Consider the following 21373-nt stretch of genomic DNA (forward strand, 5'->3'; position numbering starts at 1 on the left):
GCCCACGCCGCGCGACATTCGCCGCATTCGCGCTGATGCTGGGTGGAGGCGGCCTCGTGGCGGCCAACGTGTACGCCTCCGCGACGGAGGACGGCACGGAGACGGCACAGACGCGCAGCGCCGCGGCCGCCACGATCGACTGCCCCGACGTCGGCAGCAAGTTGACGGAGGTGCCGGACCAGGCGCGCGGAGACGTCGACAAGGATCTCGCCTCCCTGGACCAGCAGGTGGCCGAGGCGTACCAGCGACTCCAGTCGGCGACGCCGGAGCAGCGCCAGGACAGCGGCTACACCGACGACCAGGTGATGAACCCGCTGAAGGAGAAGCGGAGCGAGACGCTCGACCGCATCGGCGACACCATGGAGCAGGCCGGTCAGCGCCCCGACGGGCTCGACGACATGGCCGGCTGCTCGATGCGCACCTGGAACGACCAGAACGGCGGCCAGGACGCGGGCGCCTCCCAGAGCGGCCAGCCGCAGGACCAGGGCGGGCAGCAGAACGGCGGCCAGCAGAACGGCGGTCAGCAGCAGGGCAACGGCGGTCAGGGCGGCAACGGCCCGGTCGCGGCCGACTTCGTGGACATCACGAAGGTGGCCCCGAACGTTCCGGCCAAGCCGCAGCAGTCCGGCAGCGCCTCGACCGGATCGTTCAGCACGCAGTGCGGAGTCAACGCCAACAAGAACTTCAACACCGACAACGTCATCGTGGCGCCCGGCGTGACCAACGGCGCGCACCACACCCACGACTACGTCGGCAATCAGAAGATCAACGCCTTCTCCAGCAACGACACCTTCCTGCAGGGCGGCACCAGCTGCCAGAACAAGGACGACCTGTCGGCCTACTACTGGCCCGTGGTGCGACTGCAGGACGGCACGCAGGAGTTCGACCAGAACCAGGACGGCGGCGGCAAGGAAGGCAACGTCGGCAAGATCCTCACCGCCCAGCAGGCCGAGATCAAGTACGTCGGCAACCCGACCAGCAAGGTCACGGCGATGCCGCAGTTCCTGCGCATCATCACCGGTGACGCCAAGACCACGACCAACGGTCTGGCCAACGCCAACGCGCACTGGAGCTGCACCGGCTTCGAGGACAAGGTCCAGCTCACGGAGCAGTACCCGCTGTGTCCGCAGGGCAGCAAGGTGGTCCGCACCTTCGCCTTCCAGAGCTGCTGGGACGGCCGGAACGTAGACAGCGCCAACCACCGTACGCACGTGGCCTTCGCGGACCCGGCGAGCGGTGCCTGCGGCAACGGCTTCAAGGCGATACCGCAGCTGACGATGCGCCTGGTGTACGACGTTCCGACGCCGACCGTCGAGAACGGCCAGGTCAAGAACGCGTACGCGGTCGACGGCTTCCCGGAGCAGCTGCACAAGGCGGCCACCGACCACGACGACTTCATCAGCATCACGACCGGCGGTCTGGCCGACAAGATCGCGAACTGCATCAACAGCGGCCGTGAGTGCGGCGCGGGTGGCGGCGACGACCAGGGCTCGGGCGGCGGTGCGACCCAGCAGCCCACCGAGCAGCCCACTGAGCAGCCGTCCGGCCAGCCCACCGAGCAGCCGACGGACCAGCCCACGCAGACGGCCCAGCCGACCGAGGACCCCACCACGCCGCCCGCCGGTGACGACAAGGGCAACTCGGGCGACGACGGCTCCGGCAAGGGCGACGGAGGCAGTGGTTCCGGTCAGGACAACTCCGGCGGCGGCTCCGACGACCAGACGGCGCAGCCCGCGACCTCCGCGCCCGAGACGCAGCAGCCGGGCAACGACGACTCGCCCACCGCGGCGAGCACGACGAACCCCCGGGTCTACGCCTCGGCCAAGGCCTCCAAGGGCGCCGCGGCGGCCGCGGGCCAGGGCGGCTCCGGCAGTGACGGCAACAACGCGGGAGACACCTCGGTCCAGGCCCAGGGCACGGGCGGCGACAGCTCCGTGGTCGGCAACCAGACCGAACCGCAGGCGTCCCAGGGAGGCGGTCTCGCGGAGACCGGCGCCAACCTGTGGCCCGCCGCGGCCGGCACGCTGCTGCTGATCGCGGGTCTGTTCCTGCTGACCCGCACGCGACGGCGGTACGTGCGCTGACGCCCAGGGGCGTCCGGACCACCTCGGTCCGGGCGCCCCTTCGCCGTCCGGGCCCGCAGGCCCCGCCGTGGCGTGCGCGCGGACGCACGCTCCCGCGGGAGACCATGGACCATGGACCGGGTACCCGCAGTCGTCCGCGGAGGGATGCGATGACCGAGCCCACGCCCGAGGACCGCGACGCCCTCATGTCCACGGTCTTCGGACACATGGAGGCGCAGATGCTGGGGGCGGCGGTCCGCCTCGGCGTCGCCGACCGGCTGGGCGAACGGGAGCGGGACGCCGCCGACGTCGCCGCCGAACTGGGCGCCGACCCGGACGCCACCCGCCGCCTGCTGCGCGCGCTGGCCGGCTCCGGTCTGGCGGCCGAGGTGCGGCCCGGTGTGTTCGCCCTGACCCCGCGCGGCGCGCTGCTGCGCACCGACCGCGCCGACTCGGTCGCGGCGTTCGTCGCGATGTTCCTGGACCGTACGACGGTCAGCGTGTGGAGCCACCTCGACGACAGCGTCCGCACCGGGCGGGCCGCCTTCGACGAGCTGTTCGGCACGGACTTCTTCGGCCACCTGGCGACGCACCCGGATTTGTCGCGGGCCTTCAACGCCGCGATGCGCCAGGGCACGGGGGCGACCGCGCAGATCCTCAAGGGTCAACTCGGCCTGGTCGGTGCCGTCTCGGTGACCGACGTCGGCGGCGGTGACGGGACCCTGCTCGCCGCGATCCTGGCGGCCCATCCGCACCTGCGCGGCGTGCTGTTCGAGACCCCGCAGGGCGCGGCCGAGGCGGGCCCGGTCCTGACCGCCGCCGGCGTCGCCGGCCGTGGGAAGGTGGTCACCGGCGACTTCTTCGTCTCCGTGCCCGCGGGGTCGGACGTCTATCTGCTCAAGGGCGTCGTCAAGGACTGGGACGACGCCCGGGCGACCACGATCCTCGCCAACGTCAGGGCCGCGATGGGGCGCGAGGGGCGGCTGCTGATCATCGAAGTGGTGATGCCGGAGACCGTCGACGGCTCGGTGCCGTCGGTGATGTACATCGGCGACCTGCACATGCTCGCGAACGTGAGCGGCCGCGAGCGCACCGAGGCGGAGTACCGGTCGCTGTGCGGGCGCGCGGGCTTCTGCGTGGCGGAGGTGCGGCGCATGCCGCACCCGTCGCCGATCTCGGTGATCGAGGCGCTGCCCGTCTGAGCAGGCGCCGTGTGCGAGCCGCTCTAGTGCCGGGACCGGCTCGCCGTCTGCTGGACGTGCGCCTCGATCTCGGTGCGCGTCTGCCCCGACTCCTTCGCGTACTCGGTGACCGAGGCCTGCGCCTCGCGGGCCAGGTCCCGCCAGGCGCGCCACGCGGTCTCGTACGTATTCGTCTGCTGCCCGGTCCAGCCGCCCTGCTGGGTGGGCGGGCCGTACGCGGCACGCAGTTCCTCGACCCGGCTGTGCGCCTGGTCGGCCGCGCGCTGCTTCTCCACCAGCTCGTCGAACATATGGGTCACGCAAATGGAGCATAGATGGCTATGTCTGGATATGCGCGCCGAGCCGGGGCCGGCCCGGTCCCGGTGGGTCAGCTCTTGCGGACCAGGCCCTTCCCGACCAGGTTCCGCACGGTCTCCAGCGCCGCCTCCCGGTCCGCCGGGACCACCCCGATCCTGGTACGGCGGTCGAGCACGTCGGCCTCGTCGAGGGCGCCCTCGTGGCGCACCGCCCACAGCAGTTCGGCCCCGGTGACGGGGTGTCCGGGCAGCACCGGCTCGCCGAGCCGGGCGTCACGGACGCCGAGCGCGTGGACGGCGGGCGCCTCGGTGCCGTAGCGCCGCACCAGGTGACGCGGGGCCTCCAGTGCGTCGAGAGCCCCGGGGGACGCGGCGCCGACCAGCGGGAGGGACGCCGTCGAGGAGGGGCCGGCGCCGAGACCGCGGGCCGCGACGGCGGCGTCCACCGCGTCCTCGGCCATCCGCCGGTACGTGGTGAGCTTGCCGCCGACGACTGTGATCACGCCCTCGGACGAGGTGAGCACGGCGTGCCGCCGGGAGATGTCGGAGGTCCTCGCCGCACCGCCCTGATGGCCCTCGGGCGAGGTGTCCAGCAGCGGCCGCAGCCCCGCGAAGGCCCCGACGACGTCCGTGCGCCGGACCGGGAGGTTCAGCACCGAGCCGAGGACGTCGAGCAGGAAGCCGATGTCCGTCTCGGGCACCTCGGGGACATCGGGGATGTCGCCCTCCACGGGTTCGTCGGTGAGGCCGACGTAGACGCGGCCGTCGCCCTGGGGCAGGACCAGGACGAAGCGGTTGGTCTCGCCGGGGATGGGGATGTGCAGGCCGGCCGGCAGCGGGCCGAGGTCCTGCTCGCGCAGGACCAGGTGCGTGCCGCGGGAAGGGCGGATGCGGATGCCGTCCACCAGGCCGCCCGCCCAGACGCCGGAGGCGTTGATCACGGCGCGGGCCCTGATCTCGCCCTCCTCGCCGGTGAGTTCGTCACGGACGCGCGCGCCGGTGCCGGTGAGTTCGAGCGCGCGGACCCGGGTGAGTATGCGGGCGCCGTGCGCGGCGGCGGTGCGGGCGACGGCGGTCACCAGGCGGGCGTCGTCCACCAGCCGGCCGTCCCAGGACAGCAGGCCGCCGCGCAGGCCGCCGGCGCGCAGGGCCGGGGCGAGCCGGCGGGTCTCCGTCCCGGACAGCCGGCGCGGCGGGGGCAGCGTGGCCCGGGCGGTGCGGGCCGCGACGCGCAGGGCGTCGCCGGCGTGGAAGCCGGCCCAGGCGAGCGCCGCCTGGCCCCGGGACACGAGCGGCGTGAGCGGCAGGACGAACGGCTGCGCGTGGACCAGGTGGGGCGCCGTGCGCTCCATCAGCGTCCCCCGCTCGACCGCGCTCTCGTGCGCGACGTCGAACTGGCCGGAGGCGAGATACCGCAACCCGCCGTGAATCAGCTTGCTGCTCCAGCGCGAGGTGCCGAAGGCCAGGTCGTGGGCGTCGACGGCGACGACGCTCAGTCCGCGCGCGGCGGCGTCCAGCGCGGCACCGGCGCCGGTGGCGCCGAGCCCGACGACGAGGACGTCCACCACGGGGCCGCCGACGGTGTCGGCCAGTTCGCGCGAGCGCCGGGCGGCGGACAGGGACGCGTCGGGGGCGGGGCGCAGGCTCATGGCGTGAGGGTCCTCTCGAGGATGGAGCGCAGCTCCGTGAGGAAGGCGGCGGAGGACAGCTCCGCGTCGTCCTCGTCGGTCATGGTCCGCAGGGACAGGGTGAAGGACTGGACGACCAGCAGCACCGAGCGCGCCTGGCGCTCGAGGTGGTCGACCCGGACCGACCCGTCCGCGTGCCCTTCCTCGAGACCGTCGGCCAGCAGGCCCAGCAGGGCGTTCTGGCTCGCGCCCCGCCGGTCCAGCACGTACGGGAGCAGCAGTTCGGGGTCGACGTCGACGATCTTGCGGAAGAGGGGATGGGCGCGGAAGGACGCCACGCCGGCCACCAGCCCGTCCACGAGCTGCCTGCGCGCGTGCGCCTGCGGGCTGCGCTCGGGGATGGCCCGGGTGGCCACGTCCACCCACTCGCGGGTCATCAGGTCGCCGACCAGCGTGCGCACGTCGGGCCAGCGCCGGTACAGCGTCATCCGGGAGACGCCCGCGCGGCGGGCCACGTCGGTGAGCGTGGTGCGACGGACCCCGACGGCCAGGACGCAGTCCCGCACCGCGTCGAGCACCGTGTCGTTGTCCGAACTGTTGTGACGAATAGGCGCCATGTGTCACAGTGTAACGCCTCGGCGCCCCCGGGCGTCGAGAGGAGTACGGCAAGAGCTCGCATCGACCGGTGAGGACGACAGTCATGGACATGCTGTGGAGCGGCTGGGGCGACCCGGCCAAGGCGGCACCGCTGCCCGACACGGTGATCGGGCTGTTGCGCGATCTGCTCGGTGTGAAGCCACGCAGCGCCGAACCCGTCGGTCTCGCCGACATCGCCGTACCGGAAGGGCAGTTGGAGCCCGCCGCGTACCAGGCGCTCGCGGCCGCCGTCGGCGGCGAGGAGCACCTGCGCACCGACGCGGAGACGCGGGTCCGGCACACCCGCGGCAAGTCCACGCCCGACCTGCTGCGCATCCGGGAGGGCGACACCGCCGACACCCCGGCCGCCGTGCTGCTCCCGGCCGGCCACGACGAGGTCCTCGCCGTGCTGCGCGCCTGCGCCGAACACGGGCTCGCCCTGGTCCCGTTCGGCGGCGGCACCTCCGTCGTCGGCGGGCTCGCGCCCGGACGGCGGGGCCCCTTCGTCGCCCTGGACCTGCGGCGCATGGACGGCCTGCTCGCCCTCGACCCGGTCTCGCGGACCGCCACGCTCCAGCCGGGCCTGCGCGCCCCGCAGGCCGAGGCACTGCTCGCCGAACACGGCTTCACGCTCGGCCACTTCCCGCAGTCGTACGAGTGGGCCACCATCGGCGGATTCGCCGCCACCCGCTCCAGCGGCCAGGCGTCCGCCGGCTACGGCCGCTTCGACGAGATGGTGCTCGGCCTCACCCTCGCCACCCCCGAGGGCACCATCGACACGGGCCGCGCCCCGCGCTCGGCCGCCGGCCCCGACCTGCGCCAGCTCCTCCTCGGCTCGGAGGGCGCGTTCGGCGTCATCACGTCCGTCACGGTCCGCGTCCGCCCGATCCCCAGGACGCGGATCTACGAGGGTTGGAAGTTCGCCTCCTTCGAGGAGGGGGCCGCGGCGCTGCGCACGCTCGCCCAGGACGGCCCGCGCCCGACGGTGCTGCGTCTGTCCGACGAGACCGAGACCCTGATCGGACTCGCCCAGCCGGACGCCATCGGCGCCTCCGAGGCACCGTCCGCCGCCGGGTGCACGGCCATCGCGGGTTACGAGGGCACGGAGGAGGACACCGCCTACCGCCGAAGGCACGCCGCGGCCGTACTGCGCGAGTGCGGCGGCACGCCCCTGGGCGCGGAGCCCGGCGAACGCTGGGCGCACGGCCGCTACTCGGCGCCCTACCTGCGCGACGCCCTGCTCGACGCGGGCGCGTTCGCCGAGACCCTGGAGACGGCGACCTTCTGGTCCCGCGTCCCCGAGCTCTACGCCGCCGTACGCGACGCGCTCACCGCCACCCTCACCGAGGCCGGCACCCCGCCCCTGGTCATGTGCCACATCTCGCACGTCTACGAGAACGGCGCCTCGCTCTACTTCACGGTGGTCTCGGCGCAGGGCGAGGACCCCGTCGCGCACTGGACCCGGGCCAAGCACGCCGCCAACGACGCGATCCTCGCCGCGGGCGGCACCATCACCCACCACCACGCCGTGGGCACCGACCACCGGGACTGGTACGTCCGTGAGGTCGGCCCGCTGGCCGTCGACGCGCTGCGCGCCGTCAAGCGCACCCTGGACCCGGACGGGTTGCTCAACCCCGGCGTCCTGCTGCCCCTCGACGACTGACGGGCGTCCCGTCCGCCGTCCGATCCACCCGCAACCCGTCCCGCAGAACCGGCACGTCCGCCCCGGAGGCACACCGATGCGACAGTTCACCGCCGTCGTCAACCCCACCGCGGGCGGGTCGAGTTCGGCCGCCGCGCTGCTCACCGTCGCGCGGATGCTGCGCGAGGCGGGGGCCGAGCTGCAGACCGAGTACAGCCGCAGCCTGGCCCACGCCCAGGAACTCGCCCGGCACGCCGGCGAGCAGGGCCGCATCGTGCTCGCCGTCGGCGGGGACGGCATCGCGGGCGGCATCGGCGGCGCCCTCAGCGGCACCGGCGCCGTACTCGGACTGGTCCCCGCCGGGCGCGGCAACGACTTCGCCCGCGCCCTCGAACTCCCCACCGAGCCCGAGGCGTTGGCCGAGATCCTGCTCCACCACGAGCCCCGCGCGGTCGACACCATCGAGGTCGAGTCGGCCACCCACCGGCGGACCGTCGTCCTCGGCAGCGTCTACGCCGGCGTCGACGCCCTCGCCAACCGCCACGCCAACCATGCGCGGCTGCTGCGCGGTGCGGCCTCCTACTACGCCGGCGGGCTGCGCGCCGTCACCACCTGGCGGCCGGCCCGCTACCGGGTCACCATCGACGGCGAGGAGCATCTGCACACCGGCTACACGGTGGTGGCCGCCAACTCCGGCTACTACGGCTCCGGCCGCCTCATCGCGCCGGACGCCCGCGTGGACGACGGCCTGCTGGACATCGTGCTGATCAGCGCTGCGCCCCGGCGGCTCTTCTTCGCCATGATGAACGAGCTGAAGACGGGTCGGCACGTCGAACGGCCGCAGGTGCGCGTCCTGCGCGGCCGGGAGCTGCACATCTCCGCCGACCGCGACGTGCCCTACGGCGCTGACGGCGAGGTCGACGCCGTTCTGCCCGTCACGGCCAGGGTGCTGCCGGGAGCGCTGCGCGTGCTGTGCTGAACGTGCAGTATCGAGCGGCCGCCCCGGCGTCAGCCGAGGTTGCCCAGCCGGGCGTCACGCCACAGGTCGACACCGCCGTCGGCGGCGTACTTGTCGATCTCGGCCAGCTCTTCGGCGCTGAAGTCGAGGTTGTCCAGCGCGGCGACGTTCTGCTCCAGCTGCTCCGTGCGCGAGGCACCGATGACCAGCGACGTGACCCGCTCGTCCCGCAGCGCCCAGGCCAGGGCCATCTGCGCGAGGGTCTGTCCGCGCCGGGCGGCGATGTCGTTCAGCGCGCGCAGCCGGTTCAGCATGTCCTCCGACAGCCAGGACGTGTCGAACGACGTGCCCGCCGCGGCCCGCGACCCCTCGGGCACACCGTTGAGGTAGCGACCGGTGAGCAGCCCCTGGGCGAGCGCCGTGAAGCCGATGACCCCGAAGCCCTCCTCCTTGGCCGCGTCCAGCAGACCCTCCGTCTCGATCCAGCGGTTGAGCATGTTGTACGACGGCTGGTGGATCAGGAGCGGGGTGCCCAGGTCGCGCAGGATCGCCACCGCCTCGCGGGTGCGCTCGGCGTCGTAGGAGGAGATGCCGACGTAGAGGGCCTTGCCCTGGCGCACCGCCGTGTCGAGCGCGCCCATCGTCTCCTCCAGCGGAGTCGTCGCGTCGAGACGGTGGGAGTAGAAGATGTCGACGTAGTCCAGACCCATGCGCTTGAGCGACTGGTCCAGCGAGGCCAGCACGTACTTGCGCGAGCCGCCGCCCTGGCCGTAGGGGCCGGGCCACATGTCCCAGCCGGCCTTCGTGGAGATCACCAGCTCGTCGCGGTACGGCCCGAGGTCCTCCTTCATCAGCCGGCCGAAGTTGATCTCGGCGGAGCCGTAGGGCGGGCCGTAGTTGTTCGCCAGGTCGTGATGGGTGATCCCGAGGTCGAAGGCGCGCAGGGCGATCGCGCGCTGCGTCTCGAACGGCGTGCCGTCCCCGAAGTTGTGCCAGTAGCCGAGGGACAGGAGGGGGAGGTCCAGGCCGGAGCGGCCGGTCCGCCGGTAGCGCATGGTGCCGTTGTAACGCTCAGGATCTGCGAGGTGGGTCATGCGCCCTACTGTGCTCGGGCATGATTCTGAAGTCCAACAAGTCCATTTCATCGGATTCAGCGGTGTCGCTTCTGAATCGGCGCACTGTCCGCGGGCGGGCGCCGTCCCGGCGTCCGAACTGTGCCGTCCGGGGTGTGAACTCTGGCGTCCGGTGTCTGAACTAGGGTGCCAGGCGTGCCCACCTTGCTGATCGTGCATCACACGCCCTCGCCGAACTGCCAGGCCATGCTGGAGGCCGTCGTCGCCGGAGCGACCGCGCCCGAGATCGAGGGCGTCGACGTGGTGCGCCGGGCGGCCCTCGCGGCCACGGCGTCCGACGTGCTCGCCGCCGACGCCTACCTGCTCGGCACACCGGCCAACATCGGCTACATGTCCGGGGCGCTGAAGCACTTCTTCGACCAGATCTACTACCCGTGCCTGGACGCGACACAGGGCAGGCCCTTCGGCTACTACGTGCACGGCGGCAGCGACGTCACGGGTGCGGTGCGGGGGATCGGGACGATCACGACCGGCCTCGGCTGGAAGACCGCCGCCCGGCCCGTCACGGTGACGGGGGAGCCGGCCAAGGCCGACCTGGAGGCCTGCTGGGAACTGGGAGCCACACTCGCCGCGGGCCTGCTCGGCTGACCCTGAACCGTCCTGCACCACACGTCACTTGAGCCCCACGGGCCACTCGCGACAGTGGCTCTCGGGGAACTGGTGCGCTAATTTGAGGTGCAGGTCACAGGTGATGTACACCCGTGGAGAGCGGGGAGGTTCTCGTTGACCCCGGCACAACTGCGGGCCTACTCAGCCACCGTGCGCCTCGGTTCGGTGAAGGCGGCCGCGGCCGACCTCGCCGTGACGGAAGCCGCCGTCTCGATGCACATCGCGCATCTGCGCCGGGAGCTCGGCGACAAGCTGTTCACCCGGACCGCGCACGGTCTGGCGTTCACGCCCGGAGGACTCAGGCTCGCCAGCCGCGCGACCGAGATGCTGGGCCTGCAGGACCGCACCATCCTCGAGGTGCGGCGGGCCGGCTCCGGCCGGCGGCTGCTGCGCCTGGCCGCCTCCAGCCTGTTCGCGGAGCACGCGGCGCCCGGCCTCATCGAGCTGTTCGCGCAGCGCGCCGCCGACCTGGACGTCGAGCTGAGCGTGCACGACCCGGAGCGGTTCGGCGCGCTGATCATGAACCGTGCCGTCGACGTGGCCGTGGGACCGCGTCCGGCCACCCTCGACGACACCATGACCTGCACGCACTTCCTCAACTACCAGGTGATCGCGGTCGTCGGCCCGGACCATCCGCTCGCCGCGGGCGGCGCGGGTGTCACGGAACTGCGCGAGCAGACGTGGCTGCTCGGCCCCTCCGCCGTGGGCCGCGCGGGCCTCGTCCCCTCGGTGCTGCGCCGACTGAGCGTGCCCGAGCACAACCAGCGCATCTTCCAGAGCCACGCCGCCGCCCTGGACGAGGCCAAACGCGGCAAGGGGATCGCGCTCGCGGTGGCTTTCGCCGTGGCGAGGGATCTGTCCGACGGGCATCTGCGACGGCTCGAAGGCCCTCAGCTGCCGGCCCGCGGCTCCTGGAACCTGCTCTCCCTGCACGACCGCGAGGCGCCCGCGGTCGCGGCGGAACTGCGGCGCTTCGTCACCACGCCCCGGGCCACCCAGGCCATGCTGCGGGGCGCGGGAGTGACCGCGGGCCGCTTCCGGCCGGCCGTCCACGTCACCCTGTGGAGCTAGGAGACGCAGGTCACACCGGTGCGTGTCACATCCTGGCGAGCCGTGCCGTCAACGAGGTGTACCCAACGACAACGGCACACAGGAGCGCACCATGGAAGCTCGCATGAGCCTCTTCGACAACGCGATCGCAGGGAAGCTGCTCAAGCACATCAACGCCGCGGGCAAGGTCGTGGCGGACTCGACGCTGCCGGCCGCGACGGGAGAGCTGGTCAAGCTGCGCGCCAGTCAGATCAACGGCTGCGGGTTCTGCACCGACATGCACACCAAGGACGCCCTGGCGGCGGGCGAGGACCCGCAGCGTCTGCACCTGGTCGCGGCGTGGCGGGAGGCCAAGGTGTTCACCGACGCCGAGCGCGCCGCCCTGGAGCTGGCGGAGCAGGGCACCCGCATCGCGGACGCGGCCGGGGGCGTCCCGGACGACGTCTGGGCGAACGCCGCCAAGCACTTCGACGAGGAGCAGCTCGCCGCGCTCGTGGCCACGATCGCCCTGATCAACCTCTACAACCGCTTCAACGTCATCGTCCAGCAGCCGGCGGGCGACTACCAGCCGGGGATGTTCGGCTGACGCCTACTGTCTGACGCCTACTGTCTGACGGCGGCGACGCCGACGTCCGGTGTCGACCGGCGGCGGCCGGTTTGGGAGGCTTCCTCGCCCGGGCAGGTCGGCCGCGACGCGCGGGCCGCGGACCTGGTCGTCGTGCGGGGGACGAAGACCGGGGCCGCGGCGCGCGGGTTGCGCTGGACGGCCAGCGCGCTCGGCGCCGACATCCGGCACCGATCACGGCGATCGGCCCGGGCGGTCTCCCCGCCCGGGCAGGTCCACCGCGACGCAGGTGCTGCGCCGGCTCGGCCGACCGGGCGCGGCGCGAGGGTTCCGCCAGATGACCGGTGCGGCCGGTGTCCGCGCCCGGCGTCGGCTGCGGCCGGGGCCCAGGCCGCTCCGCCGTCCGGCCAGGTCAGCCGGGACTCGGCCGCACCGGGTCCCGCCACCGCCCAGGCGCCTCAGCTCCGGCGCACATGCCGTGCCACCTCGCCCGGAACTCGCAGCAAGTCCGCGAAGGTGTCTGCCGGGAGGAGTAGGTCCACGTACGGCAGGGCCGCGGTCATGGTCGTCGTGCGGGGGACGAAGCCCGGGCTTGCGGCGCGGGGGTTCAGCCAGATGACCAGGTGGGCCCGGCGGCGCAGCCGGGCCATGGCCGCGGCCAGGCGTTCCGGGGGATCGCCGTCCCAGCCGTCCGAGCCGATCAGGACCACCGCACCCCGCACCGCGCCGCCGTGGTGCGAGGCGAGCAGCGTCGACAGGCAGTGCGCGATCCGCGTACCGCCGAACCGGTCCGTGACCCGCTCCGTAGCCTCCTCCAGCGCCGCCTCGGTCGAGCGGTTGCCGAGCGTCGTGGTCAGCCGGGTCAGAGACGTCGCGAAGGCGAACACCTCGGCGTGGGTGGTCAGCGCCAGCGCCCGCATGAGGTGCAGATACGCCTGCGCCTGCGCCTGCATCGACCGGCTCACGTCGCACAGCACCACCACCCGCCGGGGCCGCCGCACGGGCCCGGTGCGCACCAGCTGGACCGGGTCCCACCCGGTGCGCCGCGCCCGGGCCGCCGTCTCACGGATCGCCACCCGCGGCCCGCCCGGCCGCACCGCGTACCGGCGCGACCGGCGCACCGGCCAGTCCCGCAGCGCCCGCTCCAGCCACCGGCCGAGCAACTGCGCCTGCACGGCGTCGAGTTGCTCGAACGGCACGTCCAGAACCCCGGCGAGTTCGCTCGGCAGGCGCTGTGGCACCGACGGCTCCACGTCGTCCCGGTGGTCGGCGTCCGCGACGACCGGCGGCAGTGTCACCCACGGCAGACCGCGCCGCTCACCGGACGTGCCGGAGACGTCGTAGGGTTCACCCGGCACCGGCGCACGGGCGTCACCCCCGCGCGGCCCGGACCGCACGCCGTCGCGCCGCGCGTTCGGGTCCACGGACAGCAGCGCCTCGCCGAAGACGGCCTCGAAGACCTCGTCGAACAGCGCGAGATCAGGTCTGCGCCGCACGAGCGTGACCCGGGCCGCCCAGTACAGCGGCGTCCGCGACACGGGCGGCACCGCCATGAGCGCCCGTACGAAGTCCTGCGTGGCCGTGAGCTCCACCGCCACCCCGTGCCGCCTGAGCCGGTCGGCGAACGCGACGGCGAACGCGGCCCGGTCGACGGCCGGCAGCAGGCTCACGATCTCCGCACCTCTTCGGGAGGATCGAGCAGCCGGCCGGACGCGTCGAGCCGGTCGAGGGCCTCGGTGATGGCGACGCGGTCGTCGGGACTCTTGGCGACCGTGCTGAGCGTGCCGAGGGCGTCCGCACGCGTCAGCCGTGCCACGCGCAGTGCCGCCAGCGCGGAGACCCAGTCGATCGCCTCCGCCATCCCGGGCGCCTTGTCCAGGTCCAGCCGGCGCACCCCGCCGATGAACTGCGTCGCGGAGGCGATCAGCGGCTCGGACGCGGCCGGCACCGAACGCCGCAGGATCCGCGCGGCGTGCTCGGGGGAGGGGAAGTCGATCCAGTGGTAGAGGCAGCGGCGGCGCAGCGCGTCGTGCAACTCCCGGCTGCGGTTGGAGGTGAGCAGCACGAGGGGCGGGCGCACCGCGGCGAACGTGCCCAACTCCGGCACGGTGATGGACCATTCGCCGAGGAACTCGAAGAGCAGCGCCTCGAACTCGTCGTCCGCCCGGTCGATCTCGTCGATCAGCAGGACGGGCGGCACCGGCCCCGCGTGCCGCACGGCCTTCAGCAGCGGCCGGTCGTGCAGGAACTCCTCGGTGAACACGTCGGCGTCGGCGAGCTGTCCGCCGCGCGCCTCGGTCAGCCGGATGGCGAGGAGCTGGCGCTGGTGGTTCCACTCGTACAGGGCCTCGCCCGGTGTCAGCCCCTCGTAGCACTGGAGCCGGATCAGCGGGGTGTCCAGCGCCTCGGCGAGGGCCTTGGCGAGGCTGGTCTTGCCGACGCCGGGCTCGCCCTCCACCAGGAGCGGCCGGTCGAGGACGGTGGCGAGGAAGAGGGCGGTCGCGGTGCCGTCGTCCACCAGATGGCCGACCGTGTCCAGGCGCCCCCGCACCTCCTCCGCGTCGCTGAACAAGTCGCTCACGCCCTAGCCCACCAGTCCCGCGGCATGGCGGTCCCGGCAGCCGGTGCCGCAGAACCACCACTCGCCCTCGTCCGTGGTCAGACGAGGCGTGTCGGCCTGCACGGTCACCGTCATGCCGCACACCGGGTCGACGGCCTCGACCGGTCGCGCGGTGAGCGTCACCGGCCTCGCCCGGACGGCCTCGACCACCTCGGCCAGGATCGACAGCGCGATCTCGGGCGCGGTGCGGGCGCCGATGTCCAGGCCGGCGGGGGAGTGGATGCGGGCCCTCTCCTCCTGGCCGAGGCCGAGTTCGTCGAGCAGGGCGGAGCCGCGCCGGCGGCTGGCGACGAGAGCGATGTGCGCAACGCCCGCGTCGAGGGCGGCCCGCACCGACTCCGCGTCGCCGTGGCCCTGCCCCGCCACGATCACCGCCGCCGTGTGCTCCGCGAGCCGGCCGTCCGGCAGCGACCGGGCGGTGGCGTAGCCCAGCACCTCGGCCAGGGCGAGGAAGGCCTCCGCGATCGGCGTGTCCCCGGCGACCTCGACGAGCGGCGGCGGCAGGACGGGTTCCAGGAAGATCTCCAACGCACCGCCCGACAGGCAGGGGTTGACGACCACCTGCGCGCCCGGCGTCTCCGGGAAGGCCGCCTCGCCCGCCGGCAGCACCCGCAGCAGCAGCGGACCGCCGCCGTGCAGGGCGCCCAGCGCCGCGGTGCGTACCGAGCCCTCGGCGCAGTGCCCGCCGACGAAGCCGTCGATCGTGCCGTCGCCGTGCACGATGGCCTCGTCGCCCGGGTGCGCGGAGGCCGGCGCCTGGGCGCGCACCACGCGCGCGTGCACGAACGGCACCCGCCTTCGGGTGAGTTCGAGCGCTCGCGCGCTCACTGTGCCCGTCATCGGGACCACCTTCAGATCGGCGGAGCGGGCCGGCCCTGCATGGCCTCCCACACCCGCGACGGAGTGAGCGGCATGTCGGCGTGCCGGATGCCGAACGGCGCCAGCGCGTCGACCACCGCGTTGACGATCGCGGGCGGTGAGCCGACCGTCGCGGACTCGCCGACGCCCTTCGCGCCGATGGGGTGGTGCGGCGACGGGGTGACCGTGAACCCCGTCTCCCAGTCCGGGACTTCGAGGGAGGTCGGGATGAGGTAGTCCATCAGCGACCCGCTCAGGCAGTTGCCGTCCTCGTCGAAGGCGATCATCTCCATCAGCGCCATCCCGACGCCGTCGGTGAGCCCGCCGTGCACCTGGCCCTCGATGATCATCGGGTTGATACGGGTGCCGCAGTCGTCGACCGCGACGAAGCGGCGCACGGTGACCTTCGCGGTGCCCGGGTCGATGTCGACGACGCAGATGTACGCGCCGTGCGGATAGGTCAGGTTCTCCGGGTTGTAGCAGATCTGCGCCTCCAGACCGCCCTCCACCCCCTCGGGCAGATCGCCCGCGCCGTGCGCGCGCATGGCGATCTCCTGGATGGTCACCGACGCCTTCTGGTCGCCCGCCACCTGGAAGGAGCCCTTCTCCCACTCCAGGTCGGCGACGGACACCTCCAGCATCCCGGAGGCGATCAACCGGGCCTTGTCGCGCACCTTGCGCGAGACCAGTGCCGCCGCCGCGCCCGACACCGGCGTGGAGCGGCTGCCGTAGGTGCCGAGCCCGAAGGGCGTCTGGTCGGTGTCGCCGTGCACGACCTCGATGTCCTGCGGCGGGATGCCGAGTTCCTCCGCGACGATCTGCGCGAACGTCGTCTCGTGGCCCTGCCCCTGGGACTGCACCGACAGCCGTACGACCGCCTTGCCGGTGGGATGCACCCGTAGTTCGCAGCCGTCCGCCATGCCGAGCCCGAGGATGTCCATGTCCTTGCGGGGGCCCGCGCCGACCGCCTCGGTGAAGAACGACACCCCGATGCCCATGAGTTCACCCCGGGCCCGCTTCTCCGCCTGCTCGGCACGGAGTTCGGCGTATCCGGCGAGCCGGGTGGCCAGCTCCATGGTGGGCGCGTAGTTGCCGGAGTCGTAGACCCAGCCGGTCTTGGTCCGGTACGGGAACTGCTCGGGCCGGATGAAGTTCTTCATCCGCAACTCCACCGGATCCATGCCGAGTTCGTGGGCGAGGCAGTCGACGATCCGCTCGACCAGGTACACCGCCTCGGTGATACGGAACGAGCAGGCGTACGCCACCCCGCCCGGCGCCTTGTTGGTGTACACGGCCGTCATCCTGCAGTGCGCGGCCTCGAGGTCGTAGCTGCCAGTGAAGACGCCGAAGAAGCCGGCCGGGTACTTCACGGGCGCGGCGGTGCCGTTGAACGCGCCGTGGTCGGCGAGGACATGGGTACGGACGGCGAGGATCCTGCCCTCGCGGGTCGCCGCGATCTCGCCGCGCATGATGTAGTCGCGGGCGAACCCGGTGGTGATGAGGTTCTCGGAACGGTCCTCCATCCACTTCACGGGCTTGCCGGTGAGCAGCGAGCCCACGATCGCGCACACGTAACCCGGGTAGATCGGCACCTTGTTGCCGAAGCCGCCGCCGATGTCGGGGGAGACCACCCGGATCTTGTGCTCCGGCAGCCCCGCGACGATGGCGTACAGCGTGCGGTGGGCGTGCGGCGCCTGGGTGGTGGACCACAGGGTGAGCTTGCCGTCGACGGCGTCGTAGTCGGCGACCGCGCCGCACGTCTCCATCGGCGCCGGATGCACGCGCGGATAGACGATGTCCTCCTTGACCACGACGTCCGCGCGGGCGAAGACGGCGTCGGTCTCGGCGGCGTCACCGGTCTCCCAGTCGAAGCAGTGGTTGTCCTGCTTGCCCTCCAGGTCGTCGCGGATGACGGGCGCGTCGGGCGCGAGGGCGGTGCGGACGTCGATCACCGGGTCCAGGGGCTCGTACTCGACGTCGATCAACTCCAGGGCGTCGCGCGCCGCGTAGCGGTCCTCGGCGACGACGAAGGCGACCTCCTGGCCCTGGAAGCGGACCTTGTCGGTGGCGAGGACGGCCTGCACGTCGTTGGAGAGGGTCGGCATCCAGGCCAGGCCCTTCTCCGCAAGCATCGCCCCGGTCACCACCAGGCGGACCTTCGGGTGCGCCTCGGCGAGGCTGGTGTCGACGGACAGCACGCGCGCGTGGGCGAGCGGCGAGCGCAGGATCGCCAGGTGCAGCATGCCGGGGAGCTGCAGGTCGTCGACGTAGCGGCCCTTGCCGCGCACGAAGCGCGGGTCCTCCTTGCGGAGCATCCGCCCGTGCCCGCAGGGTTTCTGGTCGTTGTCGACGAAAGCGGTGCGGTGGCCGTCGGGTGCGGTCGTGGTCATGATGCGCTCGCCTCCGCGGCCGTCGTACGGGTGCCGGCCTCCTCGGCCGCCGCCCACCGGATGGAGCGGACGATGGTGGCGTAGCCGGTGCAGCGGCAGATCTGCCCGGAGATCGCCTCGCGGATCTCCTGCTCGGACGGGTCGGGATTACGGTCCAGCAGGGCCCGCGCGGTCATCATCATGCCGGGGGTGCAGAAGCCGCACTGCAGGCCGTGGCACTCGACGAACCCGCGCTGCACGGGGTCGAGTTCGCCGTCCTGCTCCAGCCCCTCGACGGTGCGCACCTCGTGGCCGCCCGCCATCGCGGCCAGCACGGTGCAGGACTTGACCGGCTCGCCGTCCAGCCACACCACGCACGTGCCGCAGTTGCTCGTGTCGCAGCCCCAGTGCGTCCCGGTCAGCTGCAGGTGGTCGCGCAGGAAGTGGACGAGGAGCAGCCTGCCCTCGATCTCCCGGGTGACCTCTTCACCGTTGACGATCATCGTGACCTGCACGTTCACGCCTCCTGTCCGCCGGCCCTGGCCACCGCCCGGCGCAGCACCCGCACGGTCAACTCCCGCGCCAGATGGCGCTTGTACTCGGCGCTGCCGCGCCGGTCGCTCACCGGCGAGCAGGCCTCGGCCGCGATGTCCCCGGCCCGCGCGTACAGCTCCTCGCCGGGCGGATGTCCGCGCATGACGTCGGCGATGCCCGCGATGCCGGCGGTGTTCGGGCCGACGGCGGCGAGCCCCACCCGGGCGTCGGTGATCGTGTCGCCGTCGAGCCAGACGGCCGCGCCGGCCGAGACCACGGCCCAGTCGCCGGCCCGCCGCTCGACCTTCTCGTAGGCGCTCGAACCGCCCGGACGCACCGGGAAACGCACCTCGGTGAGCATCTCGGCATCCCCGACCGCCGTCTCGTACGGGCCCTGGTGGAAGTCCTCCATCGAGACGACCCGTTCGCCACCGAGCCCCTGGATCACGCAGGAGGCGTCCAGGGTCGTGCAGACGGCGGACAGGTCCTCGGACGGGTCGGCCTGGCACAGCGAGCCGCCGAGGGTGCCGCGGTTGCGGACCACGGGGTCGGCGATGACGCGCTCGGCGTCGCGGAAGATCGGGAAGGCCGCGGCCAGCTCGTCGGACTCCAGCAGCTCCCGGTGCCGGGTCATCGCCCCGATCCGGATCAGGCCCGGCTCGACGCGGATGTAGCCGAGCTCGTCGTGCAGCTCGTTGATGTCGATGAGGTACTCGAAGTTGGCCAGCCTGAGCTTCATCATCGGGATCAGACTGTGGCCGCCGGCCACCAGCCGCGCGGTGTCGCCGAGGCGGTCCAGGAGCCCGATCGCCTCGCCTACGCTGTGCACGCGCTGGTACTCGAACGGAGCGGGAACCTGCATGTCACACCCCCATGTCAGGGCCCATTGCGCCCTCGGTTCCCAGGGGTGTCAACGGTTGGTTAACCGTTCACTTAAGTTGCCGCCCCGCCCGGTGGAGGGCGCCGGACCGTCATCCGGCGGCGTCGTATTCGAGACAGCTTCCCGCGGATAAACCGTTCGGAAATTCACTCATCCGTGCGCTTGATAGTTCAAAGGGCGCGCTGCAATACTCCGGCTCCCGGATTCGCCCCCACCTGATCAACGCCCGAAGGAATCCGGAAACCGGCAATTCCAGATTCACCGACCCCCCACAATTACGCACGGTAGAAGGTGTGCCCGCGTGAATGCCGAGCAGGTTGAGAACGAGATATCCGGCAGCCCCGAATTCCAGGTGCTGCGCCACGCCCACCGGCGGTCCGGAGTGAGGATGACGTCGGCCGCTGTCGGCGGGTTCCTGCTGTACGTCCTTTTGTCGAGTTTCACTCCCGGCCTCATGAACACGTCGCTGAGCGGTCACCTCACGCTCGGCCTGGCGCTCGGTCTCGGCCAGTTCGCGCTGATGGCCCTGATCGCGCGACGCCGGCTCGTGCACATGCGCACCAGCGCCGACCCGATCTCCCGCGGCCTGCGCACGCGGCCCCTGCACCGGGAGCCCGGCCGGCCTCACGGGCCTGCCCGCCCGAGCGGTCCCGGCCGGCCGAACGGTCCCGCCCGGCGCCCCGCCGCGCACCGCGCCGGAGGGTTCCGCACATGGTGACGACCGCGGCCGTCCTCGCGGACCGCTTCAGCCTCCGGCTGACGTTCCTGCTCTTCCTCGCGGTCGTCGTCGTCACCCTCTTCAGCGTGCTGCTGACCGCACCCCACCGTGACGAGATCGGCGAGTTCTACCTCGGCAACCGCACCATGTCACCCCTGCGCAACGGCCTGGCGATGTGCGGCGACTACCTCTCCGCCGCCACCCTCCTGGGCAGCACCGGCCTGGTCGCCCTCACCGGCTACGACGGTCTCCTCTACCTCGGCGGCACCACGGTGGCCTGGATGATGGTCCTGCTGCTCGTCGCCGAACCCCTTCGCAACGCGGGCCGGTTCACCCTCGGCGACACCGTCGCCCTGCGCATGCCGGCCCGGCAGCGGTCCGTGCGGCTCGCCGTGTGCCTGTGCACCCTGACCGTCACCACCCTCTACCTCGTGGCCCAACTGGTCGGCAGCGTCGCCCTGCTGACCCAGTTCACCGGCGAACCCGGCGCGGCCACGCGCGCCTTGTGCGTCGTGGCCATCGGCACGATCGTCATCGTGTACGCCGCGCTCGGCGGCATGCCCGGCGCCACCTTCATCCAGATCGTCAAGGCCGTCATGCTCGTCGCGGGCGTCACAGGGACCGCCGTGATGGTGCTGCACCACTACCACTGGAACGTCGACGCGCTGCTCGCCGCGGCCGCCGGTCACAGCGGCATGGGCGCACGCTTCCTCCAGCCCGGCCTGCGCTACGGCGCGAGCACCACCAGCAAGCTGGACTTCTTCAGCCTGGAACTGGCGATCGTGCTGGGCCTCGCCGCGCTCCCGCACGTCATGATGCGGCTGCTCGCCCCGCGCTCGAGCAGCGTCCTGCGCACTTCCGTGGTCTGGGCGACCGGCCTGGTGGGCCTCGTCTGCCTGGCGGCGGGCGTGCTCGGCCTCGGTGCCACCGCCATCGTCGGCCGCGAGACGATCGCCCGCACGGACCACAAGGGGGACGCGGCCGTCCTGCTGCTCGCGCACGCGCTCGGCGGCGGCGTCCTGACGGCCCTGCTGTCCTGCCTGGCCTTCGTCACGCTCCTCGCCGTCGCCGCCGGACTCACGCTCGCCGCGGCCTCCTCCCTCGCCCACGACCTCTACGGCGAGGTGATCCGCAGGGGCCGGGCCGAGCAGACCGGGGAACTCCTCGTCGCCCGGCTCGCCGCGGCCGTCATCGGCGTCCTCGGCATGCTGCTCGCCCTCGTGGCCTGGGGCGCCAACAGCGCCACCCTGGCCTTCCTCGCCTTCGCGATCGCCGCCTCCGCCCTCCTGCCCACCCTCGTCTACACCCTGTTCTGGCGCCGCTTCACCGCGACCGGCGCCCTCCTCAGCCTCTACGGCGGCCTGCTGTGCTCCGTCCTCCTCGTCGTGTTCTCCCCCGTCGTCTCCTCCACCCCCGACTCGCTCTACCCGTCCGCCGACTTCGCCTGGTTCCCGCTCCAGAACCCCGGCATCGTCTCGATTCCGGCCGGATTCCTCCTCGGCTGGCTCGGCACGGTCCTGAGCCGGCCCGAAGTCCCGGGCGGCTACGCCGAGTTCGAGGTACGGGCCACGGTCGGAGCCGAGTGACCACCCGTCAGGCACCGTGGCACGGG

The 21373-nt window shown here is 72.7% G+C and carries 19 protein-coding genes; 9 read left to right on the forward strand and 10 right to left on the reverse strand.

Annotated elements, in window-relative coordinates; all coding sequences use genetic code 11:
• Nucleotides 1–35 precede the first annotated feature (35 nt).
• Together ACFU97_RS24945 and ACFU97_RS24950 are read left to right on the forward strand one after the other, a co-directional pair.
• Nucleotides 36–2084 carry a DUF1996 domain-containing protein gene (locus tag ACFU97_RS24945; protein WP_384260327.1) on the forward strand — a complete coding sequence of 683 codons (2049 nt, stop codon included), beginning with the start codon at nt 36–38 and terminating at the stop codon, nt 2082–2084.
• Between the two features lie 149 nt (nt 2085–2233).
• Nucleotides 2234–3265 carry a methyltransferase gene (locus tag ACFU97_RS24950; RefSeq protein WP_384260330.1) on the forward strand — a complete coding sequence of 344 codons (1032 nt, stop codon included), beginning with the start codon at nt 2234–2236 and terminating at the stop codon, nt 3263–3265.
• 23 nt (nt 3266–3288) lie between these two features.
• Here ACFU97_RS24950 and ACFU97_RS24955 read toward each other — a convergent pair whose 3' ends face one another.
• The 3 genes from ACFU97_RS24955 to ACFU97_RS24965 all read right to left on the reverse strand — a co-directional run bounded on the left by ACFU97_RS24955 (nt 3289) and on the right by ACFU97_RS24965 (nt 5806).
• Nucleotides 3289–3564 carry a hypothetical protein gene (locus ACFU97_RS24955; RefSeq protein WP_384260332.1) on the reverse strand — a complete coding sequence of 92 codons (276 nt, stop codon included), beginning with the start codon at nt 3562–3564 and terminating at the stop codon, nt 3289–3291.
• Between the two features lie 68 nt (nt 3565–3632).
• Nucleotides 3633–5210 (reverse strand): glycerol-3-phosphate dehydrogenase/oxidase, encoded by a 1578-nt coding sequence (locus tag ACFU97_RS24960; protein ID WP_384260334.1) that lies wholly within the window; start codon nt 5208–5210, stop codon nt 3633–3635.
• Entirely contained in the window at nt 5207–5806 is a 600-nt protein-coding gene (locus tag ACFU97_RS24965; RefSeq protein WP_384260336.1) for a TetR/AcrR family transcriptional regulator, read from the reverse strand. Before ACFU97_RS24965 ends, ACFU97_RS24960 begins: the two co-directional genes overlap by 4 nt.
• 83 nt (nt 5807–5889) lie before the next feature.
• On the opposite strand from ACFU97_RS24965, the gene ACFU97_RS24970 reads away from it, so the two are divergent.
• On the forward strand, nt 5890–7488 hold the full coding sequence (locus ACFU97_RS24970) for an FAD-binding oxidoreductase (RefSeq protein WP_384260339.1): 1599 nt from the start codon (nt 5890–5892) through the stop codon (nt 7486–7488).
• A gap of 76 nt (nt 7489–7564) precedes the next feature.
• The gene (locus ACFU97_RS24975) at nt 7565–8446 is read left to right on the forward strand and encodes a YegS/Rv2252/BmrU family lipid kinase (RefSeq protein ID WP_384260341.1); all 882 of its coding nucleotides are present in this window, start codon (nt 7565–7567) and stop codon (nt 8444–8446) included.
• A 29-nt stretch (nt 8447–8475) separates the two neighbouring features.
• On the opposite strand, the gene mgrA is transcribed toward ACFU97_RS24975, so the two are convergent.
• Nucleotides 8476–9519 (reverse strand): L-glyceraldehyde 3-phosphate reductase, encoded by a 1044-nt coding sequence (mgrA, locus tag ACFU97_RS24980; protein WP_384260344.1) that lies wholly within the window; start codon nt 9517–9519, stop codon nt 8476–8478.
• Nucleotides 9520–9693: 174 nt separating this feature from the next.
• Between mgrA and ACFU97_RS24985 the strand changes: the two genes are divergently transcribed.
• The 3 genes from ACFU97_RS24985 to ACFU97_RS24995 all read left to right on the forward strand — a co-directional run bounded on the left by ACFU97_RS24985 (nt 9694) and on the right by ACFU97_RS24995 (nt 11803).
• Nucleotides 9694–10146 (forward strand): flavodoxin family protein, encoded by a 453-nt coding sequence (locus tag ACFU97_RS24985; protein ID WP_384260346.1) that lies wholly within the window; start codon nt 9694–9696, stop codon nt 10144–10146.
• 135 nt (nt 10147–10281) lie between these two features.
• Nucleotides 10282–11238 (forward strand): LysR family transcriptional regulator, encoded by a 957-nt coding sequence (locus ACFU97_RS24990; RefSeq protein ID WP_384260348.1) that lies wholly within the window; start codon nt 10282–10284, stop codon nt 11236–11238.
• 91 nt (nt 11239–11329) lie between these two features.
• Entirely contained in the window at nt 11330–11803 is a 474-nt protein-coding gene (locus ACFU97_RS24995; RefSeq protein WP_384260350.1) for a carboxymuconolactone decarboxylase family protein, read from the forward strand.
• A 437-nt stretch (nt 11804–12240) separates the two neighbouring features.
• Here ACFU97_RS24995 and ACFU97_RS25000 read toward each other — a convergent pair whose 3' ends face one another.
• From ACFU97_RS25000 to ACFU97_RS25025, 6 genes are read right to left on the reverse strand one after another with little or no spacing between them, the layout of a single operon-like run.
• A complete protein-coding gene (locus ACFU97_RS25000; protein WP_384260353.1) occupies nt 12241–13452 on the reverse strand; it encodes a VWA domain-containing protein in 1212 nt (403 codons plus the stop codon).
• Complete coding sequence (locus ACFU97_RS25005; RefSeq protein ID WP_384260356.1) at nt 13449–14363, reverse strand: AAA family ATPase; 915 nt, start codon at nt 14361–14363, stop codon at nt 13449–13451. Before ACFU97_RS25005 ends, ACFU97_RS25000 begins: the two co-directional genes overlap by 4 nt.
• Before the next feature lie 3 nt (nt 14364–14366).
• A complete protein-coding gene (locus tag ACFU97_RS25010; protein ID WP_384260358.1) occupies nt 14367–15242 on the reverse strand; it encodes an XdhC family protein in 876 nt (291 codons plus the stop codon).
• 11 nt (nt 15243–15253) lie between these two features.
• Nucleotides 15254–17650 (reverse strand): aerobic carbon-monoxide dehydrogenase large subunit, encoded by a 2397-nt coding sequence (locus ACFU97_RS25015; RefSeq protein ID WP_384260360.1) that lies wholly within the window; start codon nt 17648–17650, stop codon nt 15254–15256.
• On the reverse strand, nt 17647–18132 hold the full coding sequence (locus ACFU97_RS25020; protein ID WP_384260620.1) for a (2Fe-2S)-binding protein: 486 nt from the start codon (nt 18130–18132) through the stop codon (nt 17647–17649). Before ACFU97_RS25020 ends, ACFU97_RS25015 begins: the two co-directional genes overlap by 4 nt.
• Nucleotides 18133–18146: 14 nt before the next feature.
• Nucleotides 18147–19025, reverse strand: coding sequence for an FAD binding domain-containing protein (locus tag ACFU97_RS25025; protein WP_384260361.1), 879 nt, complete (start codon nt 19023–19025; stop codon nt 18147–18149).
• Between the two features lie 319 nt (nt 19026–19344).
• Here ACFU97_RS25025 and ACFU97_RS25030 point away from each other — a divergent pair, with 319 nt between their 5' ends.
• Together ACFU97_RS25030 and ACFU97_RS25035 are read left to right on the forward strand one after the other, a co-directional pair.
• On the forward strand, nt 19345–19761 hold the full coding sequence (locus ACFU97_RS25030) for a DUF485 domain-containing protein (RefSeq protein WP_384260363.1): 417 nt from the start codon (nt 19345–19347) through the stop codon (nt 19759–19761).
• Nucleotides 19755–21347 (forward strand): cation acetate symporter, encoded by a 1593-nt coding sequence (locus tag ACFU97_RS25035; RefSeq protein WP_384260366.1) that lies wholly within the window; start codon nt 19755–19757, stop codon nt 21345–21347. The genes ACFU97_RS25030 and ACFU97_RS25035 overlap by 7 nt, the downstream gene beginning before the upstream one ends.
• Nucleotides 21348–21373: the final 26 nt, after the last annotated feature.

This window comes from Streptomyces sp. NPDC057616 (assembly GCF_042800575.1).
In the GTDB taxonomy this organism is placed as follows: Bacteria; Actinomycetota; Actinomycetes; order Streptomycetales; family Streptomycetaceae; genus Streptomyces.